The following is a 24608-nucleotide window of genomic DNA, read 5'->3' as shown; positions in this document are numbered from 1 at the left end:
ATTAATTATAGGAGGAGAATGAATGAATGTTTATAAAAGTTACTTGTCATCTCAAAATTCAGAGATAAAAGAAGATTTATTAAGATTAGTCCGTGCTCAATCACCAAGCCATAATAAAATGTTAGTTGATCAATGCGGAGATTTATTAAAGGAAATATTCCACAATAGATTAAACGGAAAATGGAATTATAAAACTTTTGAACAACAAGGAACTGGTGACCACTTTTTGTTGGAATTGGAAGGCGGCAATGAAAAACCTAGAATTTTGTTTTTGTCCCACTTTGATACAGTATGGGATGTTGATGCAATTCCATTAGTAGAAAAAGAGAATGACATATATGGACCTGGCGTTTTCGATATGAAAGCAGGTCTGCTGTCTTCTATTTGGGCAGTCCGTTCCCTTCAATCCGAACTTGATGAATTACCCTTTACACCCGTTTTTCTTTTTACCGCTGATGAAGAAATTGGCAGCAAAACTTCCCGCACCATCATTGAGCAAGTAGCTCAGACCTGTGATGCTGTTTTAGTAATGGAACCGCCTGTATTCGGTTCCAATGCTTTAAAGACTGAAAGAAAAGGGGTTGGCCGCTATACACTCAAAGTGCAGGGAATCAGCGCACATGCCGGAAATCATCATGAAGATGGAGTCAGCGCGATCCTCGAGTTGTCACGGCAAATCATAGAACTCGAAAAACTGACAAATTATGAAAAGGAAACCACTTTGAATGTCGGGGTTATAAAAGGGGGCACCAGCAGCAATGTTATTTCTGCAGTGGCTGAAGCGGAAATTGATTTTCGTGTCACTTCCTACGAAGAAGCCGAAAAAATTATTCATACCCTTGAAAATTTAAAGCCTTTTAATAGTGCCGCTGTCCTGAGCATTAGCGGAGAGTTGAATAGGCCGCCATTGGAAAAAACCGAAGCAAATGCATTGCTCTACCAACATGCAGCAGCTGCTGGAGCACGGGTGGGCATTGGAATAGAAGAGGCCAAAGCAGGAGGCGGCAGCGATGGCAACTTCACTTCAGCTCTTGGAATTCCAACACTCGATGGCTTAGGCATTCCAGGCGATGGCCCGCACGCTATTCATGAACATATCCACTTTGACCATTTTAGTGAACGCTGCGCCTTGATCAGTGAAATTTGTTTAGAAGTGGGAAAAAGAGAAGCAAAATAAAAAAAAGAACTGGATTTTATACCTCCGACACTGAATATCGGTTGTATAGAGTCCAGTTCTTTATTTCAGAAATAAAGTTATTCAAAAAAATCCGGCAACTCACTGGCCTTCATCGGAAATTCTGCTTTGCGCTTGTCGACAAATGACCCGATGCCTTCATCTGCATCCGCATTCTGACCGGCCCAGTGCAGAAACTTGGATTCGACCAAATGGGACTCAAGCGGATGATCCTGCCCCAGCATCTTCCACAGCAGCTGCCGGGTAAAGCTGTTGGAAGTGGCAGCTGTGTTTTCGGTAATTTCCCGGGCGATTTCATAAGCCTTAGCAAGTGGATCTTCTGATTCGTATTGCATCAAACCGCTTTCCACTGCTTCAGCAGTCGGTATATAACGGCCGGTCAACGTCCATTCGAGCGCTTTGCCGATTCCTACAACTCTTGGCAGGAACCAGCCTGAACCGGCTTCTGGACCAATTCCGCGGCGGCCGAAGACAAAGCCGATTTTTGTATCTTTTTTGACGATCCGGATATCCATCGGCAAGGTCATCGTCATACCGATTCCAACAGCCGGCCCATTGATGGCTACAATAATCGGCTTGTTGACTTCGTATACCTGAAGGCTGACCTGGCCGCCGAGGTCCCGGTATTCGTCGGAAGATTGTTCGGAGGAGAAAGTCGATCCGCCTTCCGACAAGTCCATACCTGCGCAGAATGCACGGCCACTGCCAGTCACCACAATGACGCGTACGCTATCATCGTGATTGACTTCCTTATAGAAATGCAGCAGTTCCTCATTCATTTTTTCGGTATAGGCGTTCATGTGATCGGGACGATTCAAGGTCAATGTCAGAATTCCATCCTGAAGCTCGGTTTTAATCGTTTCGTACAAGCTCAGCCACCCCTTCCCCATATTCAACAATCAATTGGTCCACGATTTCCTTTGTTGTCTCCCGTTTGGTGATGGTGGTGACCCCGTGTCCTGCCGACCAGATATCCCGCCATGCTTTGGCATTGACCAAATGCGACAAATCGATTTCATCTTTCGGCTTTAAGGTTTTCGGGTCGATTCCCTGTTTGATTAAGCTCGGAATCAGCACATTGACCGGCACTCCGCTGAAGGAATCGGTATAGAGCACGTCTTCCACTGACGAATCGATGACCATCTGTTTGTACTCTTCCGGTGCGCTGCTTTCTTCCGCTGCCAGGAAACGTGTGCCCATATAGGCATAATCGGCTCCCATCAATCTAGCTGCAGCTACATCCGCTCCGGTAGATAACGAGCCGGACAAAATAATCGTTCCGTTATAGAACTTTTTGACTGCTGCTATAAAAGCGAAGGGGTTGATCGTGCCGCCATGCCCGCCCGCTCCTGCACAGACCAGGATCAATCCGTCCACTCCGCTCGAAGCCGCTTTTTTCGCATGGCGAATATTGGCGACATCCGAATAGACCAGCCCGCCATACGCATGGACGATTTCGATGACATCGGCCGGCGAACCGAGAGACGTAATGACGATCGGCGGTTCAAATTGGCGGATCAACTCAAAATCCTCTCCGTACCGCTTATTCGATCCGCGGTGGCAGATGAAATTGACTGCCCACGGCTTTTCTCCAAGCGATTCTTTCACTTCTTTCAGCCATTCGGCACAGGTTTCGATAGGCCGCGCATTGAGCAGCGGAAACGACCCGATCACTCCTGCGTTTGATGCTTCAATGACCATTTTGGGTGTTGACACCAAAAACATCGGCGCCACAATAACCGGCAGCTTAAGCATGTTCAATCACCACCGCAATTCCTTGGCCGCCGCCGATGCACAGGCTGGCGACTCCGTATTTGCCGCCGCGGCGCTTCAGTTCATATGCAAGCGACAATAATATCCGTGCACCGCTCGCACCTACCGGATGTCCAAGAGCAATCGCACCGCCATTGACGTTGACCTTGTCACGGTCCAGGCCGAGCTCTTTCTCCACCGCCAAGTATTGTGCGGCAAATGCTTCATTGAGTTCAAACAAGTCAATATCATCAAGCGTCAGTTCAGCCCGTTCCAAGGCTTGCTTGATGGCCGGTACAGGTCCGATGCCCATGATGGTCGGATCTACTCCAACCACTCCCCAGGAAACGATGCGCGCCATCGGCTTCAGGCCATGCTCCTTCACTGCTTCTTCGCTTGCCACGATGAGGGACGCTGCGCCATCATTGATGCCCGAAGCGTTTCCAGCGGTGACGGTTCCGTCTTTTTTGAATGATGGACGAAGTTTCGACAAGGATTCCTGAGTAGCATCGGGTTTGATGTGTTCGTCTTTATCGACCACAACGACACCTTTTCGCGTCTTCACTTCAACGCCGACAATCTGTTCCGCAAATGCACCGGATTCGCTTGCCTGTGCCGCTTTTTGATTGGATTCCACAGCAAAAGCATCTTGTTCTTCGCGCGAGATATTGTATTGTTCCGCCAGTTTTTCTGCGGTCATGCCCATGCCGCTGCCTGTATACTGATCCGTCAATGTCGCAGTCAGCATATCAGCAAATTGCAGATTGCCCATTTTCGACTTGCTGAAGCGCTGGTCAAAGTTCGAGTATGGTGACATCGACATATTCTCGGCGCCTCCTGCCAGCACCAAATCAGCTTCACCCAACAGAATATGCTGCGCTGCTGCCACGACCGCCTGCGCTCCGGAGCCGCAGAGTCGATTTAAAGTCAGCGCCGGAACTTCCTTCGGCACACCCGCTTTCAAACCGATATGGCGGGCGATATAGGCGGCATTCAAACTGGAATGAATGACATTCCCGTAAAAAACATGGTTGATGTCCTCCGCTTTGACGTTCGACCGCTTCAGGGCCTCCACTGCCGTCGCCGCTCCGAGTTCAGTGGCATCCGTATGGGCGAATGACCCGCCAAATCCGCCAAAAGCTGTACGTGCTCCATCAATTAAGTAGACATTCTTCATATTCCAACTTCCCCTTCCTCGATTCTAGGTTTTTTGAAAAATCGTAAAATCACTTCTAGCAGAACAAATAAAAAGCCAATAGGCACTAAGAAATAAATCGGCCAAACCGAGATCAAGCTTCCGCCTAATGGAACAGCCATCTGGCTTTCAAATCCTGACATGGCGAACAGGAATCCATAATAGGTCAATAAAGCAAATACGACCAAGTCAATAACAAGAATCAATACATCATTAAACTTCTGAAAAGCTTTTGGTGATTTCGCAATTATTTCTGAAAGCCTTGGCAAAACCCCTACCCAGTAGACATAGCCCAATGCCGGAAAGATGGCCATCGGCATGAGAAAGAACTGAACAATTTCATAAGTTCCTGAAATTGGGCTTCCAAATACATTTCGCATAAAAACATCTGCTACAATAATCAACATCATCAGGAAAATGGAGATTCCACTAAAATATTTTCCTGCATTCCGAAAAATATTATTTATTTTTTCTAGAAAAGTCATCATTTCACCTCTATCATCTCATTTGGCTTGGCAACCAAGTCACTAATCCTGGGAATAAAATCAATAGCCCAATTACGACCACTGTGGCAATCACTGCAAAAACAGTTGAAGTTTTAAATAAACGTTCAATAGGGATGCCGGACACCCCTCCAACCGCATATACACTAATTCCCACTGGTGGGGTAATCATTCCAACCGTACAGACAACAGTCAGCATAATTCCGAACCATAAGGGATCTACAGCAATCGTCTCCAGTATAGGCGTGATAATTGGCACAGTCATCAGAATAACCGCTACTCCCTCGATAAACATAAACAGGAAGAAATAGAAGACCATGATGATGATGATGACTAAAGTTGGAGAATCAAGAAGAGGCCCCAGTAAATCAATGATTTTTCTGGGTACCAGAGACAGTGATATAAATCGGCCGAAAAGTGAAGCCCCAATCACAATGAACATGGCCATGACTGTAATTTTTGTTGTTTCAACCAGCGATGTTCTCAGAAAATCCAAATTCAATTTCCCCAGTAATGCAGCCATGATCAAGGCGATAAATGCACCTACAGCCCCTGCTTCCGTTGGGGAAAAGATACCAAGGTAAATTCCACCGAAAATGGAGATACCCATTAATGATCCAAGAATCGTTACCACAATGTAGCGGGAAACCGGTACATTGTCACTGACAAATGTTTTGGAAGCAGCATTCAGCGCTTCCCTGTTCATCCGCAAGTAGAAGATGGCGACCACAGAAAAGACCAGCATGAGCAAAAGCCCTGGGATGAGTGCCGCAGTAAACAAAGATCCAATTGATATTTGCGCTACTACCCCATATAAAATCAAAATGACGCTTGGGGGAATGATGGCAGAAAGCGAACCGGCTGCCGCCGCAATCGTTCCAGCCAGATGATCCGGATACCCTCTTTTTTGAAGCTCCGGCACAGCAATCTGGCCAAGAGCAGCAGAAGTTGCGGTTCCTGATCCGGATACCCCACCCAATAATCCTCCGAGCAAAATGGTCATCACGCCCAATGGCCCCGGTCTTCCCCGTGCTATGGTATACATCAAACTGTATAAATCCTTGACAATGCCTGCCTGCATGACGAATTGCGCCATTAAAATATATAGCGGGATTGTGGTCAATGCATAGCTGGCTGTCCTTGTGAAAGGTTCATTCTGCAAAAAACCACTCAAAAGGTCCATTCCGCCAATCAAAAAAATCCCTAATATACCGATTGAAAACATTAAAGAGCTGATATATTGACCAGCAATTAAAAAATAAAGAAAAAGAACAAGCGAGATGATGATGATGATATTTTCCATAGACAAGTCCCCCCCTCTAACTTTAAAAAAGGAGCACTCAGGCTCCTGATTCAACTATTCTATGTCTAAAATATCCTGAGGAAGAACTGCACCAGATTCAACAAGCATATCTCTCCATAGAAGAGCCATTTCTTTACCGCCCAACCCCTGTGAATCTAAATCTTCAATCCAATCGTTCCAAGAATTGACCACAGCTGATTCCAGCAAATCATGCACTTCCGGAGTGACATCGTCAAAATGTGTTATTTCTCCACCCTTTTCTTTATTCGATGCAATATTCTCTTCTGTTTCGCTCATCGTTAAAGCCGCACCTTCATGGACAATCGACTCAGCATTTTCCTGGAATGATTCCTGTATTTCAGGAGATAATGAATCCCATGTTTCCTGGGTCATTGCCGTATGTCCGACAAAATGGCCTAAATTAACTCCCGTGATTGTATGCTTGATCAGTTCATCCAGTCCAAATGCAATCCAGTCAGGAGCGTTATAAATGATGCCATCCAAAGCATTTCGGCTTAACGCATCATAAGCGTCAGAAATCGGCATCGATTGGCCTGTAATGCCCAATTCTTTTGCCAAAATTTCATGGACGCGGGAAGCAGTCCGAACACGAAGTGCTGCTGTAAAATCAGCCGCAGATTCAAACTTTTGGTTTGTTGTCGAAAGTACATAAGGTTCTGTTGCTGGATTCGCAAAAGCTACAAGGTTTTTATCCTCGAACTCCAATTGGTAATATGTTTTTCCATCAGCAATTTCGCGGTCACTCTTCATCATTTTTGCCATCGCTTCAGTCGCGATGCCAGCATCAGAAGTCAAAGTTGGAAGCATGACCACTTCGGTATAAGGAAATCGCTGCGGATCATAGGGAGGCATCAAGGTCAGTGCAATATCAATCTGCCCGGAGTTCAGCGCATCCAATTCCCCACCGAGCGTCACCAATTCTCCAGAAGTGAAAATATCAAATGTTGTTTGCCCGCCAGATTCTTCTTCAACAGCCGCTGTCAACGGCTCAAAGAAACCTCTGTGCCAGAAATGCTTGTCGGGTACCCCCGAAGATGCACGAAAGTTTTTCGCCTCTCCACTTGCTGTAGCTTCACCCGACGAAGATGAACCAGTTTCTTCACCACAGGCGCTTAATACGAGAGCACTTGCCAATACAACAGACATCCACTTCATTTTTTTCATAATGAAATCCCCTTTGTGTGTTATTATTTGTTTCCGTTTAGCATTAGTCCCTTGGCTCCAGTGGCAGCAACATGATTTTTCCATTTCCAATAATAGTCACTTGCAAAGAACGCTTATCCTCCAGTCTCCCCCTTAACCAATTTTTTCTTTAGCCCGTAATGTATGTTTTAATACTTTACCGGAAGCATTCCTTGGCAACTCTTCCATAAATTCAACTTCAAAAGGCACTTTATATTTTGCAAGCTGTGTTGCACAATAGCTTTTGACCTCTTCTTCCGTTATAGACTGGCCATTCTTCACTACCACATAGGCTTTCGGAACTTCCCCATACACTTCATGCGGCACCCCTACTACTGCGGATTCCATGAGCTGGGGAATCTGATAAAGGACTTCTTCCACTTCAACCGGGTAAACGTTCTCACCGCCTCGGATGATCATATCCTTTTTCCGGTCTACGATATACAACAGCCCATCTTCATCAAATTTCCCTAAATCCCCACTGTAGAGCCAGCCGTTTTTAATTGCCTGATGAGTGGCTTCAGGATTTCTCAGATAACCTTTCATAACCTGAGGCCCTTTCACTACTATTTCTCCAACCTGTCCAATAGGAAGAGGCTCGCCAAACTCATCCACTACCTGGACATCTGTTTGAGGCAGCCGTTCTCCAACTGAGCCGATTTTCTCCAAAGCCAGATGGTCTTTCAAGGTGGATGCCGCCGGAGAATTTTCAGTCTGGCCATATAAATTTTGCACGGCTACATTCGGAAACGTTTCTTTCAGCGTCTTCACCAATTCATAGGGCATGGGAGCCGCCCCGTAACCGAACAGGCGAAGGCTTGGCAGTTCAACTTGTTTGATGTCAGGGAGATTCAGAATAATACTGAACATCGCCGGTACGCCAAAGAACATTGTCGGTTTTTTCCGCTGCAGCATATCGAGCGTTTTATCGGGAGAGAAAGCTTCTTCAATGATGATTGTCCCGCCTTTGCAAGTCACCGGAACAACAAATACGTGGCTCGCTGCACAATGGAAAAGCGGTGTCGAGACAAGCATCCGGTCATCTTCTGTAATCGACATGGCTTCAGACCAGATTTCACCTGCGGCTTTCACATTGTTGTTGGTCAGCATTACACCCTTTGGTTTTCCGGTTGTTCCCGATGTATACATGACAACTGCCGTATCTTCACCCGCTAATTCAACAGCAGTTAATAGAAGAGATTCATCTTCAAGGATCTCTCCTAATGAATCCTTTTCGCCTCCAATTGTAAGTACATCCTCGAATGAATAGCTGGTCTGATTGATTGTCTCTTCAATCCGAACATCATAAATCAACCCTTTGGCTTCAGAATTCGAGAAAATATATTCCACTTCTGGTCCAGCCAGTTTCGTATTGACCGGCATAACAGTAAATCCACCGAGCTGGATGCCGTAATAGCAGACTAGAAAAACATCTGAATTCAACGAATATAAAGCGATGATATCTTCTTTCTGATATCCCTTGTTCTGAAAATAAGCAGCTACACGCTGAGCTTTTTCGAAAAACTCTTTATAGGTCCATTCTCGTTCTTTGTAGGAGGTATAAATTTTATCCGGGTACTTTTGGACATTCGCTTCTAAATTTTCAGTAATGAACATTCGTCCAGCTCCTTTATTTCAATAATTTAATGATCGAGTCTCCAAATGTCTTTTGCAGTTCTTCTTTTGAAAGCCTTCCCCCTGGACGATACCATTGCTGTATCCAGTTCATCGACCCAAGGATAATCATTCTGGAAATCAGTGGATCATTTACTTCGAACTCGCCGGATGTGAGTCCTTTCTCAATGATTTGATCAAATAGATGGGAATAGAATTTCCGTAGTTCCAGTACGCCAGACAACTGTTCTTCCGTAAATATCTGTTCAGGCTTCAAAATCATATTGAAGGTCTCTTTTTCTTCGATTGCGTAATCGATATGGGTAAAAATCATAGCTCTTAAAATATCTTCTGTTGTACCATTTTTTTGAATATGTTCTTCCTGCTCTTCAATGGCCGCCCCAAGGACAAGATTATGGCATTGGAACATCAGATCGCCTTTATTTTTGAAGTAGTAATAAAGCGCTCCTTTGGTCATCAGCAGATCTGCGGCAATTTCCTCCATTGTGGCGCCCGAATATCCTCTGCGGTTTACGATAGCCACAGCTGCCATCAATATTTCCTCTTTTTTCTTTAAAGCCCTTTTTTCCGCAAGCTTCATGCTTTCCTCCACCTCTAAGCCAAAATTTTCTTGGCAATAATATTTTTCATGATTTCTGTTGTGCCTGCATAGATGCTCGTTACAGGGATGTCGCGATAACGCCGGGCAATTTCGTATTCCTCCATATAGCCATATCCGCCATGAAGCTGCAGACATTCAGCAGCAACCCTTTTAGCCATCTCACTGATCCACCATTTAGCCATTGATACCTCTTTAACAATTTCTTCACCAGCGATGTGTTTTTCAGTTAATGTATTAACATAAGTCCGTCCTATATCAATTTCCGTTGCCATTTCGGCGACTTTGAATTGGGTATTTTGGAAGTCTGCAATGCGGCTTCCGAATGCTTTCCGTTCTTTTACATAATCAATCGTCAAACGCAGCATTTCTTCCGCTTCTATTTGAACCTGCAATGCAACAACCAGCCGTTCCTGCTGCAGCTTTTCCATCAAATAGTAAAATCCTTTGCCCTCTTCGCCTAGTAAATTTTTCGCCGGTACTTTGGCATCTTCAAAAATTAGTTCAGCAGTATCGCCCGAATGCATGCCCATCTTATGGAGTTTCTTTCCCGTCCGGAATCCTTCTGTTCCTTTTTCAACAATCAATAAGCTGATGCCTCTGTGAGCAGGTTCCGCCTTCAAATCCGTTTTGCATACCACCACAATATAATCCGCATTCTGCCCATTGGTAATGAATGTTTTTTCGCCATTCAGGATATAATGGTCTCCATTTCGTTTTGCAGTCGTTTTGACTCCGGCTAAATCAGAACCTGCACCTGGTTCAGTCATCGCAATAGCTGAAATAAATTCACCAGTTACACTCTTCGGAAGCCATTTTTCCTTTTGTTCATCTGTTCCATAAGAAGATATGTAAGGGCTTACAATATCAGAGTGAAGACAAACTCCACTAGCCAATCCAACTCCCACTCGCTCTAATTCTTCTGTCAAAATGAATGAATAAGAAAAATCCAACGCTAAGCCCCCATATTTTTCTTCCACCCAAGGCAGCAGGAATCCATTATCGCCAAGCTTGCGCCAAAATTCTCTTGGAATCGCCTTGTCTTCTTCCCATTTTCCATAAAATGGATAGGCTTCCTTATCCAGCATTTTTTTTAAGGACTTTCTGAACAGTTCATGATCTTCTGTCAAAAAAGATGCGTTCATCTAATTCCTCCTTCAACAATTTATAATTATCTGAAAATTTATATTAATTTCATATTACCTATTTATTTTTGAATAAGCAATAACTTTTTCACTAATACTTTAATTTTTAACGCATAGTTTAAATAACGGGTTGTAATACCCGTTTCTTTTATTTCCCCCACATTATTCTATCAGGCAGAAAAAAACCTCAAGCAGGAGTTGCTCGAAGTTTTGGGTGGCAGCCATTTTCTTAAACTTTTTTTACTGATATATTCTGTTCATCTGCCCTCTTCTGTTCTTGAGTTATTACTTTATACTGTACTCCATCCACCATCGACCGGCAAAATAACCCCGGTAACATAACTGGCATCTTCAGAAGCTAAAAACAAAGCAGCCCCGGCAATTTCTTCTGGTTCTCCCACTCTGCCAAGCGGACCTGTCTCATAGTTTTTTGCGATTTCCGGAATATCCAGCACTTCGCTGATCATCGGTGTATTGATGGCACCTGGGCAAATACAATTAACACGGATATTGTGCTTCCCGTAGTCAGCTGCCATCACGCGCGTCAATGCCACAACGCCGCCTTTGGAAGCGGTATAAGCATCTGCTCCAGTGACGCCGATGATGCCATTTAAAGAAGAATTGTTGATGACACTCCCTTTTCCCTGTTCGATCATCACAGGTATGACATACTTCGACATCAAAAAAGTGCCATTCAGATTGATGCCCATAATACTGTTCCAGTCATCCAATGGTGTCTCTAAAATAGAGGCCATGGTGTATTTGGAACGGGAAGAAAAACCGATGCCCGCATTGTTGAATAAAATATCGATGCTGCCGTATTTGTCTTGAACGGCACTGACCAATTGCTGGACATTGTCTTCGTTTGATATATCCGTTTTGAAAAACATCGCCTCATTTCCGGCATCGGTGATTTCTTTTTCCACTTGCTTTCCCGCTTCTTCATTCCATTCGGCAATGACAACTTTTGCTCCCTGTTCAGCGAATAGCAAAGCAGACGCCTTTCCCTGACCGCTTCCTGCCCCAGTAATGATGGCTGTTTTCCCTGCTAACCTCATCGTCATCCTCCTATTCTTCAGCTCAATTCTTCCACTATTAAATTTTCAAATGCTTTCTTCACTTCATTCGTAAAATGGGCACCTGTCACACCATCGATAAAACGGTGGTCGTAGCAGATCGACAAAACCATAATCGGCGCAACAGAAATTTCGTCATTATCCCCGACAATCGGCATCTTCCGGATTACGCCGGCAAAGATGATGGTTGATTGCGGACTATTAACGATCGGCGTGCCCGATTCTATGCCAAGGCTGCCAAGATTGGAAATCGTGATGGTGCCATTTTCGTAGTCACTCATCGCCAGTTCTTTATTCTCCGCTTTTTCAGCCAGCCGTTTGATCTCTGCAGAAATCTCCTGAACCGATCTGCTCTCTGCATTTTTTACTACCGGTACCACCAACCCATGTGAGCTGTTGACAGCTACAGAAATATTCACGTCCTCGTAAACTGTGATTTTATTGTCGGCTTCCAGCTTGCTGTTGACGATCGGGTAATTTTTTACTGCATTGCTGACAGTTTTTACGATGATGTCATTTAATGAAATATCCGAAAGTTCTTTTTTCACCGCTAATGCATTTGCCATGTTCACAGATACCATTTGAGTGAATTGCGGAATGCTTTGCCAGCTGTTCAGGACATTTTGTGCCATTGCTTTTTTCACACTGTTGAGTGCAATGGTCTCTTTCACTTTAATAGTTGAGCTTGAAGCTGATGCATTTCGGATGTCTTCTTCTGTGACAATTGCGTCTTTTCCGGTTCCGCTCACTGCATCCAACGAAACGCCCAGTTCTTTTGCGAGTTTCCGCGCTCTCGGCGAAACTCCGCCTTGTCTCGCAGTTGGCTTCGATTCATCCTGATCGGCCGCTTCTTTCACAACTCTCTCTGTTTTTTCAGCAGGCGCGGCTTTGGCATTATACGTATACATCGACAAATCCGCCTCTTCATCTGGTGCACCTAAAATGGCGATGACCGTATTGACCGGAACTTCAACGTCCGCAGGAACGATGATTTTTTTCAATACACCTGATTCCTGGGCTTCTATTTCCAATGTCGATTTTTCAGTTTCCAACTCAAATAAATATTCACCTTTTTTGACTTCTGCACCTTCTTCAACCAGCCATTCGGTAACTGTACCGTTTTGCATCGTCACGCCTAAACGGGGCATTTTCACTTCATACATTTTATGCACTCCCTTCAAAAATTAATCGTGGAATATCCAAAAAGGGCTGGCTTGGAATACTTCCTTGTCCAGCCCAAGCTTTTAATATTCCATCAATTCGTTGACCACTTTGATAATCTGCTCTTTACTGGGTGTGTAAAATTGTTCAAGGTAGATGCTCTGCGCAATCGGAACATCCGGGCTGCCGATTCTTCTGATGGGTGCACTCAGGTCGAACAAGGCACCTTCTTGGATTTGGGCCGCAATTTCAGCGCCAGACCCTCCGGTTTTCGGTTCTTCATGGACAATCAAGGCACGCCCTGTTTTTCTGACTGATTCCAGGATTGTCTCCATATCCAAAGGAGCCAAAGTACGCGGATCGATGACTTCCACTTCAACCCCCTGCGCCGCCAGCTCCTCGGCAGCTTCCAAAGCCGTATGGACCTGCAGAGCCGTTGCGATAATGGTGACATCCGTACCCGCGCGCTTAATGTCTGCTTTGCCGAATGGAATCAAATATTCCTCTTCCGGAACTTCGCCTTTCATATCATAAAGAACTTTATGTTCAAAGAATAATACAGCATTATTGTCGCGGATTGCGGTTTTCAATAACCCTTTCGCATCGTAAGGAGTGGAAGGAATAACGATTTTAAGCCCGGGACCGTGCATGAATAATGCCTGAGGGCTTTGTGAATGCTCTGGCCCTGCGCCACCTGCAATACCGATAGGCAAGCGCAAAGTCACCGGCATTTCCATTTGGCCGCCATGCATGAAACGCCATTTCCCCATTTTGTTGAAAACTTCGTCAAAAGCAATTCCTACAAAGTCACCAAACTGCAATTCAGGAATCGGACGGGCATTTCCGGTGATTGCCATTCCCACTGCTGCCGCTACGATTGTCGGTTCTGCAATCGGCGTATCAAATACACGGGTACCGCCGAACTTTTCATACAAGCCTTTCGTTACGGCATTGATGCCGCCAAATTTACCGACGTCTTCCCCAAACAGAACCGTTGTTTCATCCCGCTCCATCTCTTCATTCAAAGCTTCCAGTAACGCTGCACGCATTGTAATCTTTCTCATCCGTTTCTCCCCCTTTACGCGAATAGTCCTTCGTAGATTCTTTCAGGATTCGGCATTGGTGCCGCTTCCGCTTTTTGAATAGCTTCCGCTATCTCCACATCAAGTTCTTTGTTGATGTTTTCAAGTTCTTCTTCGGTCACAACGTTATCAAGCATCAGCTTAGCTGCAAAATTGGTGATTGGATCTTTCGTGTCCTTCCAGTTCTGGAGAATTTCCACATCCACATAATCGTATGGATCCCCTTCAAAATGTCCGCGATGGCGGAATGTCTGAGCTTCGATGAAAGTCGGTCCTTCTCCGCGTTTTGCACGTTCCACTGCCTCTTTCACAACTTCATGCATCAGCAGCACGTCGTTGCCATCTACGACGCAGTTGGGGATTCCATAACCGTCGGCCCAATCCGCAATATTTTCTTTAACGGAATGCGTTTCCGATACGTGGCAGGAAATGGCGTATTCGTTATTTTCACAGATATAGATGATCGGCAATTTATATAGTCCTGCCCAGTTCAAAGAACCGTGGAGCATTTCACGCGACGCTGCCCCATCTCCAAAATACACCACTGTCACCTGATCGCTGCCAGTCAATTTCGAAGTATAGGCGGTTCCGACGCTCAACCCTAATTGGGAACCGATTGTTCCTGCCTGTCCGAGCACACCGCGAGCTGGATCCGCACTATGGACAATCCCCGCACCCAGGCCTCTTGTCGTACCTTCAATCGTCCCGAGGAAATCGCCATAAATCTTCGATAGCGGTATGCCCTTGGCAATCATCTGATTACAGCCTCTATGGTTGTAGTAGATATAATCTTCATCCCGCAGGTTTTGCCGGATAGAGCCCGCTGACAGCCCTTCAGAACCGATGCCGGAATGATAAAATCCGGAAACCTTTCCTTCAGCCATCAATTTGATCAGGTTCTCGTCAAACTTTCTGATTTTCGCCATTGTCGTATAAAAATCCACTAGTACTTCTTTCGTATAGCTTTTCGTTTCGACTTCCTTCACATATGTCTCAGCCATTCTTTTTCACTCCTCTTTTTTTGATGGTTCAAAAAAATGCTTTGATATTCGGAAAGAGATTAGCCTTCTTTTCTACTCCGATAGTTGTTGGTTCCCCACGCCCTGGATAAACTTCTACATTGTTAGTTCCGTGGATTCTTCTCCTGGATCGATTACTCCACAAAATAATTCGTTATCTGTCACAACATAACTATTGCTTTTGAGTTTTCCCGATACAAATGGGACGATGCTAAGCGGCTTCATACCCAGCCTTCCTTTTCCTGCAAGCTTGAATCCCTTAAAAGAAAGCGCTCTCAATAATCCCTTGATTGCTTCTTTCATAATTCTCTCCGCTTGCATGTATTGCCATCCGCTTTAAAGAAAGTGTCACCTCCTTTCTTTTTCATCGATTAAGGCAATGGCGCCGCCATTATCTATATAAGCAAATTTCATGCGAACTGAAAACTTGGGTTAAGATGAGGAATGGCCGGGCTTGTCAGCTGCATTTTTCTCGTTCCCAGGAATCCCTTATAAAAAAATCCTATTTCCGCTTCAATCGCATCGCCTGTTCATAGAATTCACAAACTTCAATTTCCACAATCAAGGAATCAGCAACACCTTGCCGATGCTCGCCCTGCTCTCAATATGGGCATGCGCTTCCGCAGCATTTTCCAATGCAAAGCTTTTGGAAATCACAGTTTTAAGCTGGTTCTGCAGCAGATAATCGGTGATCTTTTCTGCTCCTTCCCTAAGAAATTCAGGTCGGTTTTTACGGTAAGTGCCCGTACTGTAACCAATGACAGAGCGGCAGCTTGAATGGAGCTGATCGGTTTTTGCGATTCCTGGAACTGACCCATCATTGGCATGGCCGAAAGAGACGATTCGGCCGAATGTGGCCAGGCAGTTCAAGCTCTTTTCAAAGTTTTCTCCCGCGACCGTATCGAGAATGACGTCTACTCCTTTCCCTTCTGTCAGAGTATTGATTTTCTCCACAAAATCCGCTGATCGGTAATTGATGACTTCATCGGCTCCGAATGATTTGGCCTGGTCTATTTTTTCATCGCTGCCGACTGTGCCGAAGATTCTGGAAGCCCCGAAAAGCTTAGCCAATTGAATGGCGGTTGAACCGATTCCGCCTGCTGCTGCATGGATCAGGATCGTTTCACCTTTTTCCAGCCTCGCCATCCGCTGAATGACATTGTAGGCCGTGATGCCGACAGTCAAGGATGCAGCGGCAATTTCACTGCTGATTTCATCAGGTACCGGATAGGTTAAATTCTCCGGTGCCACGACAAATTCAGCATAAGAACCGCCTGCCGGGAATGCCATAACACGCTGCCCCGGCTTGAAACGCGTTACTTGTGCCCCCGTTTCCACGACCACTCCCGCACAATCCAGTCCCGGCGTAAAAGCGGCATGTGAGGAGACGCCGTGATACTGGCCTTGGCGGGCTTTGATATCGGCAAAGTTGACACTGATGGCTTCTACATGGATCAGCACTTGGTCTGCAGCAGGTTTTGGCTTATCCACCTCTTGCAGTTTCATCACTTCGGGTGGGCCTGTTTGATTGACGACAATGGCTTTCATGTTGTGCCTCCTTTACTTTTTAGAAAATCAGCATGCATGCCCCGATGACCAATCCACCATAAATCAAGGCAATCATGGTGTACCCCATAATGTCACGGATTTTCAGGCCGGCAATTGCAAGCAGTGGAATCGCCCAGAATGGCTGGATCATATTGGTCCAGCTATCTCCCCAGGCAACAGCCATAACGACTTTTGCCGGATCAACCCCCATTTCAAGTGCAGCTGGAATGACCAGCGGGGCCTGAACCGCCCATTGGCCGCCTCCCGATGGAATAAAGACATTTAAAATTCCAGCCGATAAGAAAGTCCAAAGCGGCAAGGTCGTGTCAGTTGAGATATTGATGAAGAAATTAGAGATCAATACCGCTAGACCCGAAGCACTCAACATCCCCATAATTCCTGCATAGAATGGATATTGCAGAACAAACTGGCCGACGCTGCTGACGGATTTCAACAAGCCTTGAGCAAGTTCCCGGACATTCGAAAACAACAGCAAAGCAGCAGTCAGGAAAATTAAATTGACCGTGTTCAAATCCAGCGAGAATCCATTGGCAATAAAATGATTGACCAAATAACTCAACCCAAGGAACCCACCGATGAGCGGGATCAGGCGTGTCTTTTCAATTTTGTCGTTTGGATAATTGGTTTCTTCACGTGAATCTTCTTCAATTACCGGATCCTCCAAACGTGACTGCTCCACAATATAGCGGTCTTTGGGATTTTTCGGATGCACCAAACGCATAACGAATGGCAAAGTGAAGAATAAGATAACGACAATGGCGATATTGACAGCCGACAACAAGGTTTCCGTAATGGGGATTAATCCGATCTCCCCTTCGAAAACATGGCCAGCTGTTGCAACAAACAAAGCTGGGGAAGAAGACAAGCCGCCTTCCCAAATCAGGAATCCGGAATAACCGGCAGCCACCAGAACACGATAATCGACGTCATGGACTTTTTTGGCCACCATCTTCGCGATGATCCCGGCCACCACCAACCCGAATGCCCAGCTGATCAGTGAAGCTCCAAGCGCTGTGAAAGTCACCAGCAAAATGGCTGAGTTCGGTGACTTGGGAATAGCTGCAATTTTTTCAAGCGTGCGTGAAACGGTTTTCGTCAGTGCCAGCGCATAGCTTAGAACGAAGGTAGTGATGATTTGTGCCGTGAATGTCAGCAGGCCCCACATTCCGTCGCCCCAATAGGTCATCATGTCAAAGGGGCTTGAATCCGTAAAAATGACCCCTGCAATAAAAGCGATGGCGGTAAGGATAATGGCAAACACAAACGCATCGGGCAGCCACCGCTCTGCAATGCGCGCAAACAAGCCCGCTACTTTGGCGAGCGGGTTGTTCTTGTTTGCATTCAATATTCTTTCTCTTTCCAGTTCTTCTGCGCTTTTCACTTTAGTCATCGTCGCTCCCCCTTAAATCCACTTTTTCATCTGCTGTTTCTGTATCTTTCCGACTGAAGTACGAGGAAACTCTTCTGTAAAATGAATTTCCTGCGGCACCTTGAACTTGGCCAGCCGTCCGCGGCACCAGTCCAACAGCTCATCAGATGCCAGCTTCCGATTCTCTTTTAAAATGACAAAAGCATGGATGGATTCTTCATATACCGGATCCGGTACAGAGATAACTGCACTTTCAAAAACTGCATCATGTTCATTGATGACTGCTTCAACTTCTCCAGCTGCTATATTTTCCCCTGATCGTTTCATCATGTCTTTCTTCCGGTCCACAAAATAGAAAAGCCCAGTTTTTGGATCCACTTTCGCCATATCTCCGGTATACAGCCAGTTGCCCTGAATCGTTTCCGCAGTTGCTGACGGATTTTTGAAATACTCTTTCATGATTGTCACACCTGGTTTGCCGTAAACTGTAATTTCGCCTTCTTCACCTGAAGCCACCTCATGCCCTTCTTCATCTCTTAAAACAACCGAATATCCGCAAGCTTCTCTGCCGATGCTGATATGGTCCTCCAAGTCTTCCACCGGATTCATCAAGGGAATCGCAACGGTTTCCGTCATTCCATATAGTTGCCGGAGCTCGACCTTGTACCTTTTGCGGAACTCTTCATACTGCTGCTCCGTAAGTGCCTGCGCATAAATGACAAGCCTTAATGGATTTTCCACATCTTCAGGATCGTACTCTTTTTTCAGGATCATTTTAATGGGAGCTGAAAAAAGCGAACCGACAGTCGCTTGCAAGCGTTTCGCCTGTTTGACGTAATTGGTTGCACTGAAGCTTTCGGTAATGGCAATGCTGGCTCCCGCATAAAGCGCAGGCATGGCCATATAGTATTGGCCATTGCCATGGAACATCGGCAATACAATCAGGACTCGATCCTCTGAGCTGTAGCCGAGCGTTTCTGCCATCTGCTTTCCGGTATGCAGGTAGTTCTGCTGAGTCAGCACTACACCTTTCGGTTTTGAAGTTGTCCCTGATGTATACAAAATCGCGGCGTCATCCTGTGGTGAAAGTTCTGGCAACTCCACCATTAATTCCGCCTTTTCAATCTCAGCCTCCAGCCATGCACCTTTCCGTTCTTCTCCAAGACGAGAAAACAGCAAAGGCAGCCCAAAGCTCGAGAATTTCTGCTCATACTCTTTTTCCGTGATGATCAGCTTGCTTTCCGAATGACTCACCAGGTATTTCATTTCTTCTTCAGGCGACAGGATATTTGTCGGCACCATTACAGCTCCAATGGATAGAATGGAAAACCAGGATTTCATGAAAGCATTGCCGTTCGGCAGATGCAGCAGAACCTTATCCCCTTTCCTGATTCCGTTTTCGCTTAATACCTGTGCCAGTTTCATAACTTGTTCCTGGAATTCAAGGTAACTTAGCCTTTCCACAGCACCATTTCGGTCTTCAACCACCAAAAATTCCTTGTCGGGATATTCGTCGCACCGTGTTGCCAACAGCTTTGAAACAGTTGCGTATTCCATTGGTCTCCTCCTTACTTCTGTCATAGCTTTTCAATTCGCTGTCCAGCCTCCGTCGATGTAAAGAATTTGCCCGGTCACATAAGTAGAGGCGTCTGATGCAAAAAACAAAGCCGGCCCGATCATTTCATCCGCCCGCCCCATCCTTTTCATCATGGTCCGGCTGATGATTTTCTCAAGCCTTTCTTCGTCCTGCAGAAAAGGTTCTGTCATGGGAGTGATTATGTAAGCAGGCGCTAAGGCATTGACGGTTATCCCATGCTCTGCAAGTTCAGATGCCCATACTTTTGTCAGTTGATCGATTCCCCCTTTACTCGCAGCATAGCTCGTCTGAAGTGGATTGCCGATTTTACCGAGAATCGATGAGATATTGATGATACGTCCGCCTTTTTGGACAATCATCCGCTTTGCCGCCTGCTGCCCCACCAGGAAAATCCCTTTTAAATTGGTTCCAATCACTCGATCCCAATCCTCTTCTTCCACTTCAACAAGGGATTTTCGGATATTCATGCCTGCATTGTTGATTAGGATATCGATTTGCTGAAACTCCTGATCGATGTAATCGAAGAGTTTCTCCACTTCTTTCTTCACTGTCACATCAGAAGTTTTCCAGGATACCCGATACCCTTGCTTCTTCATTTCATCCACAGCATCTATAAGAGCGGATTCATTTCTACCGGTGATCAGCACTTCCGCTCCTGCATGTGCCAAACCTGCGGCAATCGCTAGCCCAATCCCTTTGCTTCCCCCAGTTACCACCGCTTTTTTCCCAGTCAGATCAAATGTCGGATACATATAGTTTTGCATTGCATCTATTCTCCTTTTATATAGAAAGAATATTCCGTCTTTTGATTTCAGGCAGAGCCGTTTTTCACAATAAATGAACCCATCAGTTTCGTTGAATCCTGCTGATCTTTTATCAAGATTTCCCCGTTATTTTCAGTCACCATCGTTCCAGTGATGATGAGTACGGTTCCCGGATGGGTGACAGCTTGAAAGCGGACACTAAAAGACGCCAACTGCTGCTCTGGAAACCATTCTTCTATGGCTGCCGCTGCCCAGCCCATGACGAACATGCCATGAGCAATGATATCAGCAAACCCTTTTTCCTCAGCGGTGGAAGGAACGGTATGGATTTCATTGAAATCGCCGGATGCGCCTGAATATTTCACGAGGTCGATTGGAGAAATAGGCTTTTTGATGATGGTCCACAGTTTGGTCATCAGTCCACCTCCGCAATTTCTATGATGGTCGCCCGTCCCACAGCCGTAATTTCATTGTCTTGGTTTCTATAGATTGTCTCCAGGAGAAAGAAATTCTTTCCTTTTTTACGGAACTGCTCTTTGACCCTTACATGTGCTGCAATGGTATCACCAGCCACCATAACTTTATGGTATTCGTACGCCTGCTCACCATGGAGCACGTTATTCGGATTCAACTTCAAAAAATCTGAGAAAAGCTGATAAAAGTTGCGATCGTTCCAGAAATCGATAACTGTCATGAATGTCGGGGGTACCGGTATTCCTCGGTACCCCGCTGATTTAGCTGCTTCTTCATCCCTGTATATCGGATTTTCCAGCTGAAGCGCCTTCGCAAATTCCTTTATTTTTCCTGCTTCAATCAGAAATGGCGCATAGTCGAAAACCATCGCTTGTCCACTCATGAATCCACCCGCTTTACGAAAGTTATTGTTAAATCAATTGGCCGCTTCTGGTTCGATTAGCCATGTCCACTAAATTCGAGACTGCCTGATTCAAGTCGCTGAAGCGGTCATCGTCGATTTCCCCGATTTTCCAGCGATAATGGATTTGCTGCAAAATAACGGCGAGTTTATAAAAGCCGAATGTCACATAGTAGTCGATATTCGAAACGTCACGCCCACTTTGTTTTGCGTACTCCTCGATAAATTCTTTTCTGCTGAAGAATCCCGGTTGGCTTGTCACGATATTGATGCCCATATCCGGATCATCCGGTTCGCCCCAGTAAGCGACAGTAGAGCCCAAATCACTTAAAGGATCACCGATAGTGGATAGTTCCCAATCCAATATACCGACGGCTTTGCCTGGATTCTCTTGGTCGAGCACCATATTATTAAGCTTAAAATCGTTGTGGACAATAGTCGTTTCCGCGTTGACTGGAATATTTGCTGACAGCCAATTTTCCAGTTCATCTAAATCTTCAATCTCCTCAGTTTTTGATTGGCTGTAGCGTTTGATCCAGCCCTTCACTTGGCGCTCCATGAACCCTTCCGGCTTGCCCATCTCTTCCATTCCCGCTTCTTTGTAATCGATGGACTGGAGCTGAACCAAGGTATTGATGACATTTTGTGAAATCGCAGCCCCCACCTGCTCAGAGCTGCCATAGGATTCGGGAAGCTGATCATCGATTACGACGCCTTGTTTTTTCTCCATGACGTAAAAATGCTTGTCCATAATTGCAGGATCTTCACAGTATATATACGGCTTCGGTGCCAATGGGAAAACCGGATTCACTTTCTCGAGCATCCGATACTCTCTTTCCATATCATGGGCACGAGGCGGCACTTCGCCAAAAGGAGGACGGCGCAACACCCCTTCCCAGCTGCCGATTCGCACCAAATAGGTCAAGTTCGAATAGCCTTCAGAAAACTGCTGAACTTCCATATCTCCTTCCGGCAAGTCCGGTATCGACTTGCGCAGATGATTTTCAACTTTTTTCCAGTCAATCGGATCCACCGTTTTTTCTGCTGCACTCATTCCATCCACTCCCTGATCATCAGTCATAAGTAAAAAATCCCTGGCCAGATTTGCGTCCCAGACGGCCAGCCCGCACATATTTTTTCAATAGAGGAGCCGGGCGGTATTTGGAATCGTTGGTTTCGTTATAGAGGGTTTCCGCTACAAACAACATCGTGTCCAAGCCGATCAAATCAGTCAATGCCAGCGGTCCAATCGGATGGCTGGCCCCGAGCATCATTCCTTTATCAATATCTTCCGCCGATGCGATGCCTTCTGATAAGACAAAAATCGCTTCATTGATCATCGGCGTTAAAATCCGATTGACTGCAAATAACGGAGCTTCTTTTACCGAGATAGCAGTTTTATTGAAACGTTCAGCTACTTGATGCGCAATCTCAAATGTTTCATCACTCGTTTGTTCGCCTCTAATGATTTCAACCAATTGCATGACCGGCACCGGATTAAAGAAATGCATGCCAATCACTTTGTCGCTACGCTTTACAGAGCTGGCCATTTCTGTAATGCTCAATCCGGATGTATTGGAAGCAAAGATGGTAGAAGGCTTGCATATGGTGTCGAGTTCAACCAGCAGACTTTTTTTGGGTTCGATTTGTTCAATGATCGCTTCAATCACTAGATCAACATCTTTCAAGTCTCCGATATTTCCCGTCGGTGTAATTCGCTTGCGGATGCCATCACTTTCGCTTTGATTGATTTTTTTCTTTTCGACATTTCTGGCCAAGGTCTTCTCGATTCTGGCTACCCCTTTTGCCAGTCCTTCAGCGTTGACATCATATAAGAAGACATCAAAATTCCCTTCTGCTGCCACCTGGGCAATGCCGTTCCCCATAATTCCCGCACCAACAATCGCAATACTTTTCATCATTCCATCTCCCCTAGGCTTTATTTCCCTCGAAAATCAGCGGCTCGCTTTTCAGTAAATGCTTTGACGCCTTCCTGCATGTCCTGTGTTTCGGCTAATTCCGCAAACAGTTGCGTCTCCAACTTCTGGCCCTCTGCTAAACTCAGCTCCAGTCCTTCATCAATCGATTTCTTGGCATTCGCTACTGCCAGCGGTGCTTTCGAAGCTATTGCCTGAGCAAGCTTTACAGCATTTCCGAACGACTGTCCCGAGGGCACCAGCCGTTCTACCAAGCCCGCTTCATATGCTTCCTTACCGGATAAAAATTCACCCGATAAAACCAGCTCTTTGGCCTTTCCTGGACCGACTAAACGCGCTAAGCGCTGTGTCCCGCCATAGCCCGGCAAAATACCCAAGCCCGTTTCAGGAAGCCCAACTTTTGCAGTTTCTTCAGCAATCCGAATATCACAGGCAAGCACCAATTCCAATCCCGCTCCCAGAGCCAGCCCCTGAACTGCACAAATAACCGGTTTTCCCTCAGCCAACTTATCAAAGATTTTTTTCCCTTTTTCCACCAGAGCTATACCGCTTTCTTTTGTCAGGCTCGGAAATTGGCGGATATCTGCACCTGCAGCAAATGCTTTTTCCCCGGCTGCCCGCAGCACAATTGCCCGAATCCCTTGATCTTGTTCAACTTCGTCTATAGCTTCGCTCAGTTGGTTCAGCAACTCATCCGTCAGTACATTCAAAGGGGGATTGTTCAAGGTCAATACTGCAATCATTTTTTCCTGGCGCTCAAGTTTAATCACCGTCCACGGTTCTTTCTGCAATGGCCTTCCTCCTCTAACTTCTTTTAAGGGTTATTTTCTGATGATCGTTGACGATTTTCCCATTTCTAAAAATCGGAACAACATCCACCATTTCATGGTGCTGAAGGACAAATTCCACTGAATCCGTAAAATCGAAGCGTTTCAATAAATCTGCGGTTTCGCATTCATGCAAATCCTTGAATGATGCTGCATGTGCATGAAGGTACGCTTCTCTTGCCAGCTTAGAGGAATCGGATAAACCATAGTTCGCTTTTCTCGATAGATGTTCAACTATTTGTCCCGCTCCAATAAAATCTTCCATTGAAAAGCGGTCATCATTTCCTGAACAGACCAGAACAATGGAGGAATCATCTTCCTGGAGATGGATCCGTTCCGCAATCAAGTGGCCATTAACCAGCGAGGAAATGAAGAGCACATTGGCTTTGCTCGCTTTTTCAATGGCAATTGTGCCGTTTGTGGAACAGATGATGGCTGCCTGCTTGCCATCATTCAATTTGATTAGGCAAGGGTCAGGATATTGAAATCCATGGATGGACTCCCCTTTTGTCTCCCCTAATAGAATATGTGGTTCGCTGTGCTTTTTGGATAACTCAATTGCCTGTTCACTGTCCCTCACTGCATAAATAGGCTCGAAATTATTTTCAAGCAGAAAAGCAATCGTTGAAGTTGCAAGGAAAACATCGATGACCACCGCTGTACAACCTTTCAATTTTTCTGCTGCCACCGCTTCTTTTTGTGTAATGACATGAATTTTCCTCATCGCAATCAATTCCTTTGAATTAATTCCACTTCAGTAAGCTGATATCACTCGGCGTGTATAAGAAACTTAGTCCGAGTAAT

The 24608-nt window shown here is 45.6% G+C and carries 25 protein-coding genes; 1 reads left to right on the top strand and 24 read right to left on the bottom strand.

Features of this window, described 5'->3' with window-relative positions:
- Window positions 1–22 precede the first annotated feature (22 nt).
- A complete protein-coding gene (locus tag AC1MEO_RS16360; RefSeq protein ID WP_480332434.1) occupies window positions 23–1177 on the top strand; it encodes a M20 family metallopeptidase in 1155 nt (384 codons plus the stop codon).
- Between the two features lie 77 nt (window positions 1178–1254).
- Here AC1MEO_RS16360 and AC1MEO_RS16355 read toward each other — a convergent pair whose 3' ends face one another.
- From AC1MEO_RS16355 to AC1MEO_RS16240, 24 genes are all read right to left on the bottom strand, one after another.
- Window positions 1255–2064, bottom strand: a complete 810-nt coding sequence (locus tag AC1MEO_RS16355; protein WP_480332432.1) for an enoyl-CoA hydratase-related protein — start codon at window positions 2062–2064, stop codon at window positions 1255–1257.
- Window positions 2048–2950 carry an NAD(P)H-dependent flavin oxidoreductase gene (locus tag AC1MEO_RS16350; protein WP_480332431.1) on the bottom strand — a complete coding sequence of 301 codons (903 nt, stop codon included), beginning with the start codon at window positions 2948–2950 and terminating at the stop codon, window positions 2048–2050. The genes AC1MEO_RS16355 and AC1MEO_RS16350 overlap by 17 nt, the downstream gene beginning before the upstream one ends.
- On the bottom strand, window positions 2943–4124 hold the full coding sequence (locus tag AC1MEO_RS16345; RefSeq protein WP_480332429.1) for an acetyl-CoA C-acetyltransferase: 1182 nt from the start codon (window positions 4122–4124) through the stop codon (window positions 2943–2945). Before AC1MEO_RS16345 ends, AC1MEO_RS16350 begins: the two co-directional genes overlap by 8 nt.
- Window positions 4121–4522, bottom strand: coding sequence for a TRAP transporter small permease (locus AC1MEO_RS16340; RefSeq protein WP_480332427.1), 402 nt, complete (start codon window positions 4520–4522; stop codon window positions 4121–4123). The genes AC1MEO_RS16345 and AC1MEO_RS16340 overlap by 4 nt, the downstream gene beginning before the upstream one ends.
- Before the next feature lie 118 nt (window positions 4523–4640).
- Window positions 4641–5948, bottom strand: coding sequence for a TRAP transporter large permease (locus AC1MEO_RS16335; RefSeq protein WP_480332425.1), 1308 nt, complete (start codon window positions 5946–5948; stop codon window positions 4641–4643).
- Window positions 5949–6002: 54 nt separating this feature from the next.
- On the bottom strand, window positions 6003–7133 hold the full coding sequence (locus AC1MEO_RS16330; RefSeq protein ID WP_480332423.1) for a TRAP transporter substrate-binding protein: 1131 nt from the start codon (window positions 7131–7133) through the stop codon (window positions 6003–6005).
- A gap of 132 nt (window positions 7134–7265) precedes the next feature.
- A complete protein-coding gene (locus AC1MEO_RS16325; RefSeq protein ID WP_480332421.1) occupies window positions 7266–8768 on the bottom strand; it encodes a class I adenylate-forming enzyme family protein in 1503 nt (500 codons plus the stop codon).
- Window positions 8769–8781: 13 nt separating this feature from the next.
- Entirely contained in the window at window positions 8782–9366 is a 585-nt protein-coding gene (locus tag AC1MEO_RS16320) for a TetR-type transcription factor C-terminal domain-containing protein (RefSeq protein WP_480332419.1), read from the bottom strand.
- 14 nt (window positions 9367–9380) lie between these two features.
- The gene (locus AC1MEO_RS16315) at window positions 9381–10529 is read right to left on the bottom strand and encodes an acyl-CoA dehydrogenase family protein (RefSeq protein WP_480332417.1); all 1149 of its coding nucleotides are present in this window, start codon (window positions 10527–10529) and stop codon (window positions 9381–9383) included.
- Window positions 10530–10819: 290 nt separating this feature from the next.
- Entirely contained in the window at window positions 10820–11587 is a 768-nt protein-coding gene (locus tag AC1MEO_RS16310) for an SDR family NAD(P)-dependent oxidoreductase (protein WP_480332415.1), read from the bottom strand.
- Window positions 11588–11604: 17 nt separating this feature from the next.
- Window positions 11605–12768, bottom strand: a complete 1164-nt coding sequence (locus AC1MEO_RS16305) for a dihydrolipoamide acetyltransferase family protein (protein ID WP_480332413.1) — start codon at window positions 12766–12768, stop codon at window positions 11605–11607.
- Window positions 12769–12849: 81 nt separating this feature from the next.
- Entirely contained in the window at window positions 12850–13830 is a 981-nt protein-coding gene (locus tag AC1MEO_RS16300) for an alpha-ketoacid dehydrogenase subunit beta (protein WP_480332411.1), read from the bottom strand.
- Between the two features lie 14 nt (window positions 13831–13844).
- Complete coding sequence (locus AC1MEO_RS16295) at window positions 13845–14849, bottom strand: thiamine pyrophosphate-dependent dehydrogenase E1 component subunit alpha (protein ID WP_480332409.1); 1005 nt, start codon at window positions 14847–14849, stop codon at window positions 13845–13847.
- Between the two features lie 114 nt (window positions 14850–14963).
- Window positions 14964–15170 (bottom strand): hypothetical protein, encoded by a 207-nt coding sequence (locus AC1MEO_RS16290; protein ID WP_480332407.1) that lies wholly within the window; start codon window positions 15168–15170, stop codon window positions 14964–14966.
- A gap of 258 nt (window positions 15171–15428) precedes the next feature.
- Window positions 15429–16415 (bottom strand): quinone oxidoreductase family protein, encoded by a 987-nt coding sequence (locus AC1MEO_RS16285; RefSeq protein WP_480332405.1) that lies wholly within the window; start codon window positions 16413–16415, stop codon window positions 15429–15431.
- Window positions 16416–16434: 19 nt separating this feature from the next.
- Window positions 16435–17826, bottom strand: a complete 1392-nt coding sequence (locus tag AC1MEO_RS16280; protein ID WP_480332403.1) for a short-chain fatty acid transporter — start codon at window positions 17824–17826, stop codon at window positions 16435–16437.
- 12 nt (window positions 17827–17838) lie between these two features.
- The gene (locus tag AC1MEO_RS16275; protein WP_480332400.1) at window positions 17839–19362 is read right to left on the bottom strand and encodes a class I adenylate-forming enzyme family protein; all 1524 of its coding nucleotides are present in this window, start codon (window positions 19360–19362) and stop codon (window positions 17839–17841) included.
- 30 nt (window positions 19363–19392) lie between these two features.
- Window positions 19393–20166, bottom strand: a complete 774-nt coding sequence (locus AC1MEO_RS16270; RefSeq protein ID WP_480332398.1) for an SDR family NAD(P)-dependent oxidoreductase — start codon at window positions 20164–20166, stop codon at window positions 19393–19395.
- A 47-nt stretch (window positions 20167–20213) separates the two neighbouring features.
- Complete coding sequence (locus AC1MEO_RS16265; protein ID WP_480332396.1) at window positions 20214–20582, bottom strand: MaoC/PaaZ C-terminal domain-containing protein; 369 nt, start codon at window positions 20580–20582, stop codon at window positions 20214–20216.
- On the bottom strand, window positions 20582–21022 hold the full coding sequence (locus AC1MEO_RS16260) for an FAS1-like dehydratase domain-containing protein (protein ID WP_480332394.1): 441 nt from the start codon (window positions 21020–21022) through the stop codon (window positions 20582–20584). The genes AC1MEO_RS16265 and AC1MEO_RS16260 overlap by 1 nt, the downstream gene beginning before the upstream one ends.
- Before the next feature lie 28 nt (window positions 21023–21050).
- Complete coding sequence (locus AC1MEO_RS16255; protein WP_480332392.1) at window positions 21051–22121, bottom strand: phosphotransferase family protein; 1071 nt, start codon at window positions 22119–22121, stop codon at window positions 21051–21053.
- Entirely contained in the window at window positions 22114–22959 is an 846-nt protein-coding gene (locus AC1MEO_RS16250) for a 3-hydroxyacyl-CoA dehydrogenase NAD-binding domain-containing protein (protein WP_480336125.1), read from the bottom strand. Before AC1MEO_RS16250 ends, AC1MEO_RS16255 begins: the two co-directional genes overlap by 8 nt.
- Window positions 22960–22979: 20 nt before the next feature.
- Window positions 22980–23768, bottom strand: coding sequence for an enoyl-CoA hydratase/isomerase family protein (locus AC1MEO_RS16245; protein ID WP_480332390.1), 789 nt, complete (start codon window positions 23766–23768; stop codon window positions 22980–22982).
- 13 nt (window positions 23769–23781) lie between these two features.
- Complete coding sequence (locus AC1MEO_RS16240) at window positions 23782–24528, bottom strand: 2-phosphosulfolactate phosphatase (RefSeq protein WP_480332388.1); 747 nt, start codon at window positions 24526–24528, stop codon at window positions 23782–23784.
- Between the last annotated feature and the right edge of the window lie 80 nt (window positions 24529–24608).

Source organism: Planococcus sp. BI3 (assembly GCF_056680115.1).
This window is presented reverse-complemented; position numbering and strand designations above follow the sequence as displayed.

Excerpts from the sequence above, each read along its gene's own strand:
- AC1MEO_RS16360 (WP_480332434.1), top strand. The coding sequence starts at position 23 with ATGAATGTTTATAAAAGTTACTTGTCATCTCAAAATTCAGAGATAAAA.
- AC1MEO_RS16350 (WP_480332431.1), bottom strand. The coding sequence starts at position 2,950 with ATGCTTAAGCTGCCGGTTATTGTGGCGCCGATGTTTTTGGTGTCAACA.
- AC1MEO_RS16345 (WP_480332429.1), bottom strand. The coding sequence starts at position 4,124 with ATGAAGAATGTCTACTTAATTGATGGAGCACGTACAGCTTTTGGCGGA.
- AC1MEO_RS16340 (WP_480332427.1), bottom strand. The coding sequence starts at position 4,522 with ATGCGAAATGTATTTGGAAGCCCAATTTCAGGAACTTATGAAATTGTT.
- AC1MEO_RS16335 (WP_480332425.1), bottom strand. The coding sequence starts at position 5,948 with ATGGAAAATATCATCATCATCATCTCGCTTGTTCTTTTTCTTTATTTT.
- AC1MEO_RS16330 (WP_480332423.1), bottom strand. The coding sequence starts at position 7,133 with ATGAAAAAAATGAAGTGGATGTCTGTTGTATTGGCAAGTGCTCTCGTA.
- AC1MEO_RS16325 (WP_480332421.1), bottom strand. The coding sequence starts at position 8,768 with ATGTTCATTACTGAAAATTTAGAAGCGAATGTCCAAAAGTACCCGGAT.
- AC1MEO_RS16320 (WP_480332419.1), bottom strand. The coding sequence starts at position 9,366 with ATGAAGCTTGCGGAAAAAAGGGCTTTAAAGAAAAAAGAGGAAATATTG.
- AC1MEO_RS16315 (WP_480332417.1), bottom strand. The coding sequence starts at position 10,529 with ATGAACGCATCTTTTTTGACAGAAGATCATGAACTGTTCAGAAAGTCC.
- AC1MEO_RS16310 (WP_480332415.1), bottom strand. The coding sequence starts at position 11,587 with ATGAGGTTAGCAGGGAAAACAGCCATCATTACTGGGGCAGGAAGCGGT.
- AC1MEO_RS16305 (WP_480332413.1), bottom strand. The coding sequence starts at position 12,768 with ATGTATGAAGTGAAAATGCCCCGTTTAGGCGTGACGATGCAAAACGGT.
- AC1MEO_RS16300 (WP_480332411.1), bottom strand. The coding sequence starts at position 13,830 with ATGAGAAAGATTACAATGCGTGCAGCGTTACTGGAAGCTTTGAATGAA.
- AC1MEO_RS16295 (WP_480332409.1), bottom strand. The coding sequence starts at position 14,849 with ATGGCTGAGACATATGTGAAGGAAGTCGAAACGAAAAGCTATACGAAA.
- AC1MEO_RS16290 (WP_480332407.1), bottom strand. The coding sequence starts at position 15,170 with ATGAAAGAAGCAATCAAGGGATTATTGAGAGCGCTTTCTTTTAAGGGA.
- AC1MEO_RS16285 (WP_480332405.1), bottom strand. The coding sequence starts at position 16,415 with ATGAAAGCCATTGTCGTCAATCAAACAGGCCCACCCGAAGTGATGAAA.
- AC1MEO_RS16280 (WP_480332403.1), bottom strand. The coding sequence starts at position 17,826 with ATGACTAAAGTGAAAAGCGCAGAAGAACTGGAAAGAGAAAGAATATTG.
- AC1MEO_RS16275 (WP_480332400.1), bottom strand. The coding sequence starts at position 19,362 with ATGGAATACGCAACTGTTTCAAAGCTGTTGGCAACACGGTGCGACGAA.
- AC1MEO_RS16270 (WP_480332398.1), bottom strand. The coding sequence starts at position 20,166 with ATGCAAAACTATATGTATCCGACATTTGATCTGACTGGGAAAAAAGCG.
- AC1MEO_RS16265 (WP_480332396.1), bottom strand. The coding sequence starts at position 20,582 with ATGACCAAACTGTGGACCATCATCAAAAAGCCTATTTCTCCAATCGAC.
- AC1MEO_RS16260 (WP_480332394.1), bottom strand. The coding sequence starts at position 21,022 with ATGAGTGGACAAGCGATGGTTTTCGACTATGCGCCATTTCTGATTGAA.
- AC1MEO_RS16255 (WP_480332392.1), bottom strand. The coding sequence starts at position 22,121 with ATGACTGATGATCAGGGAGTGGATGGAATGAGTGCAGCAGAAAAAACG.
- AC1MEO_RS16250 (WP_480336125.1), bottom strand. The coding sequence starts at position 22,959 with ATGAAAAGTATTGCGATTGTTGGTGCGGGAATTATGGGGAACGGCATT.
- AC1MEO_RS16240 (WP_480332388.1), bottom strand. The coding sequence starts at position 24,528 with ATGAGGAAAATTCATGTCATTACACAAAAAGAAGCGGTGGCAGCAGAA.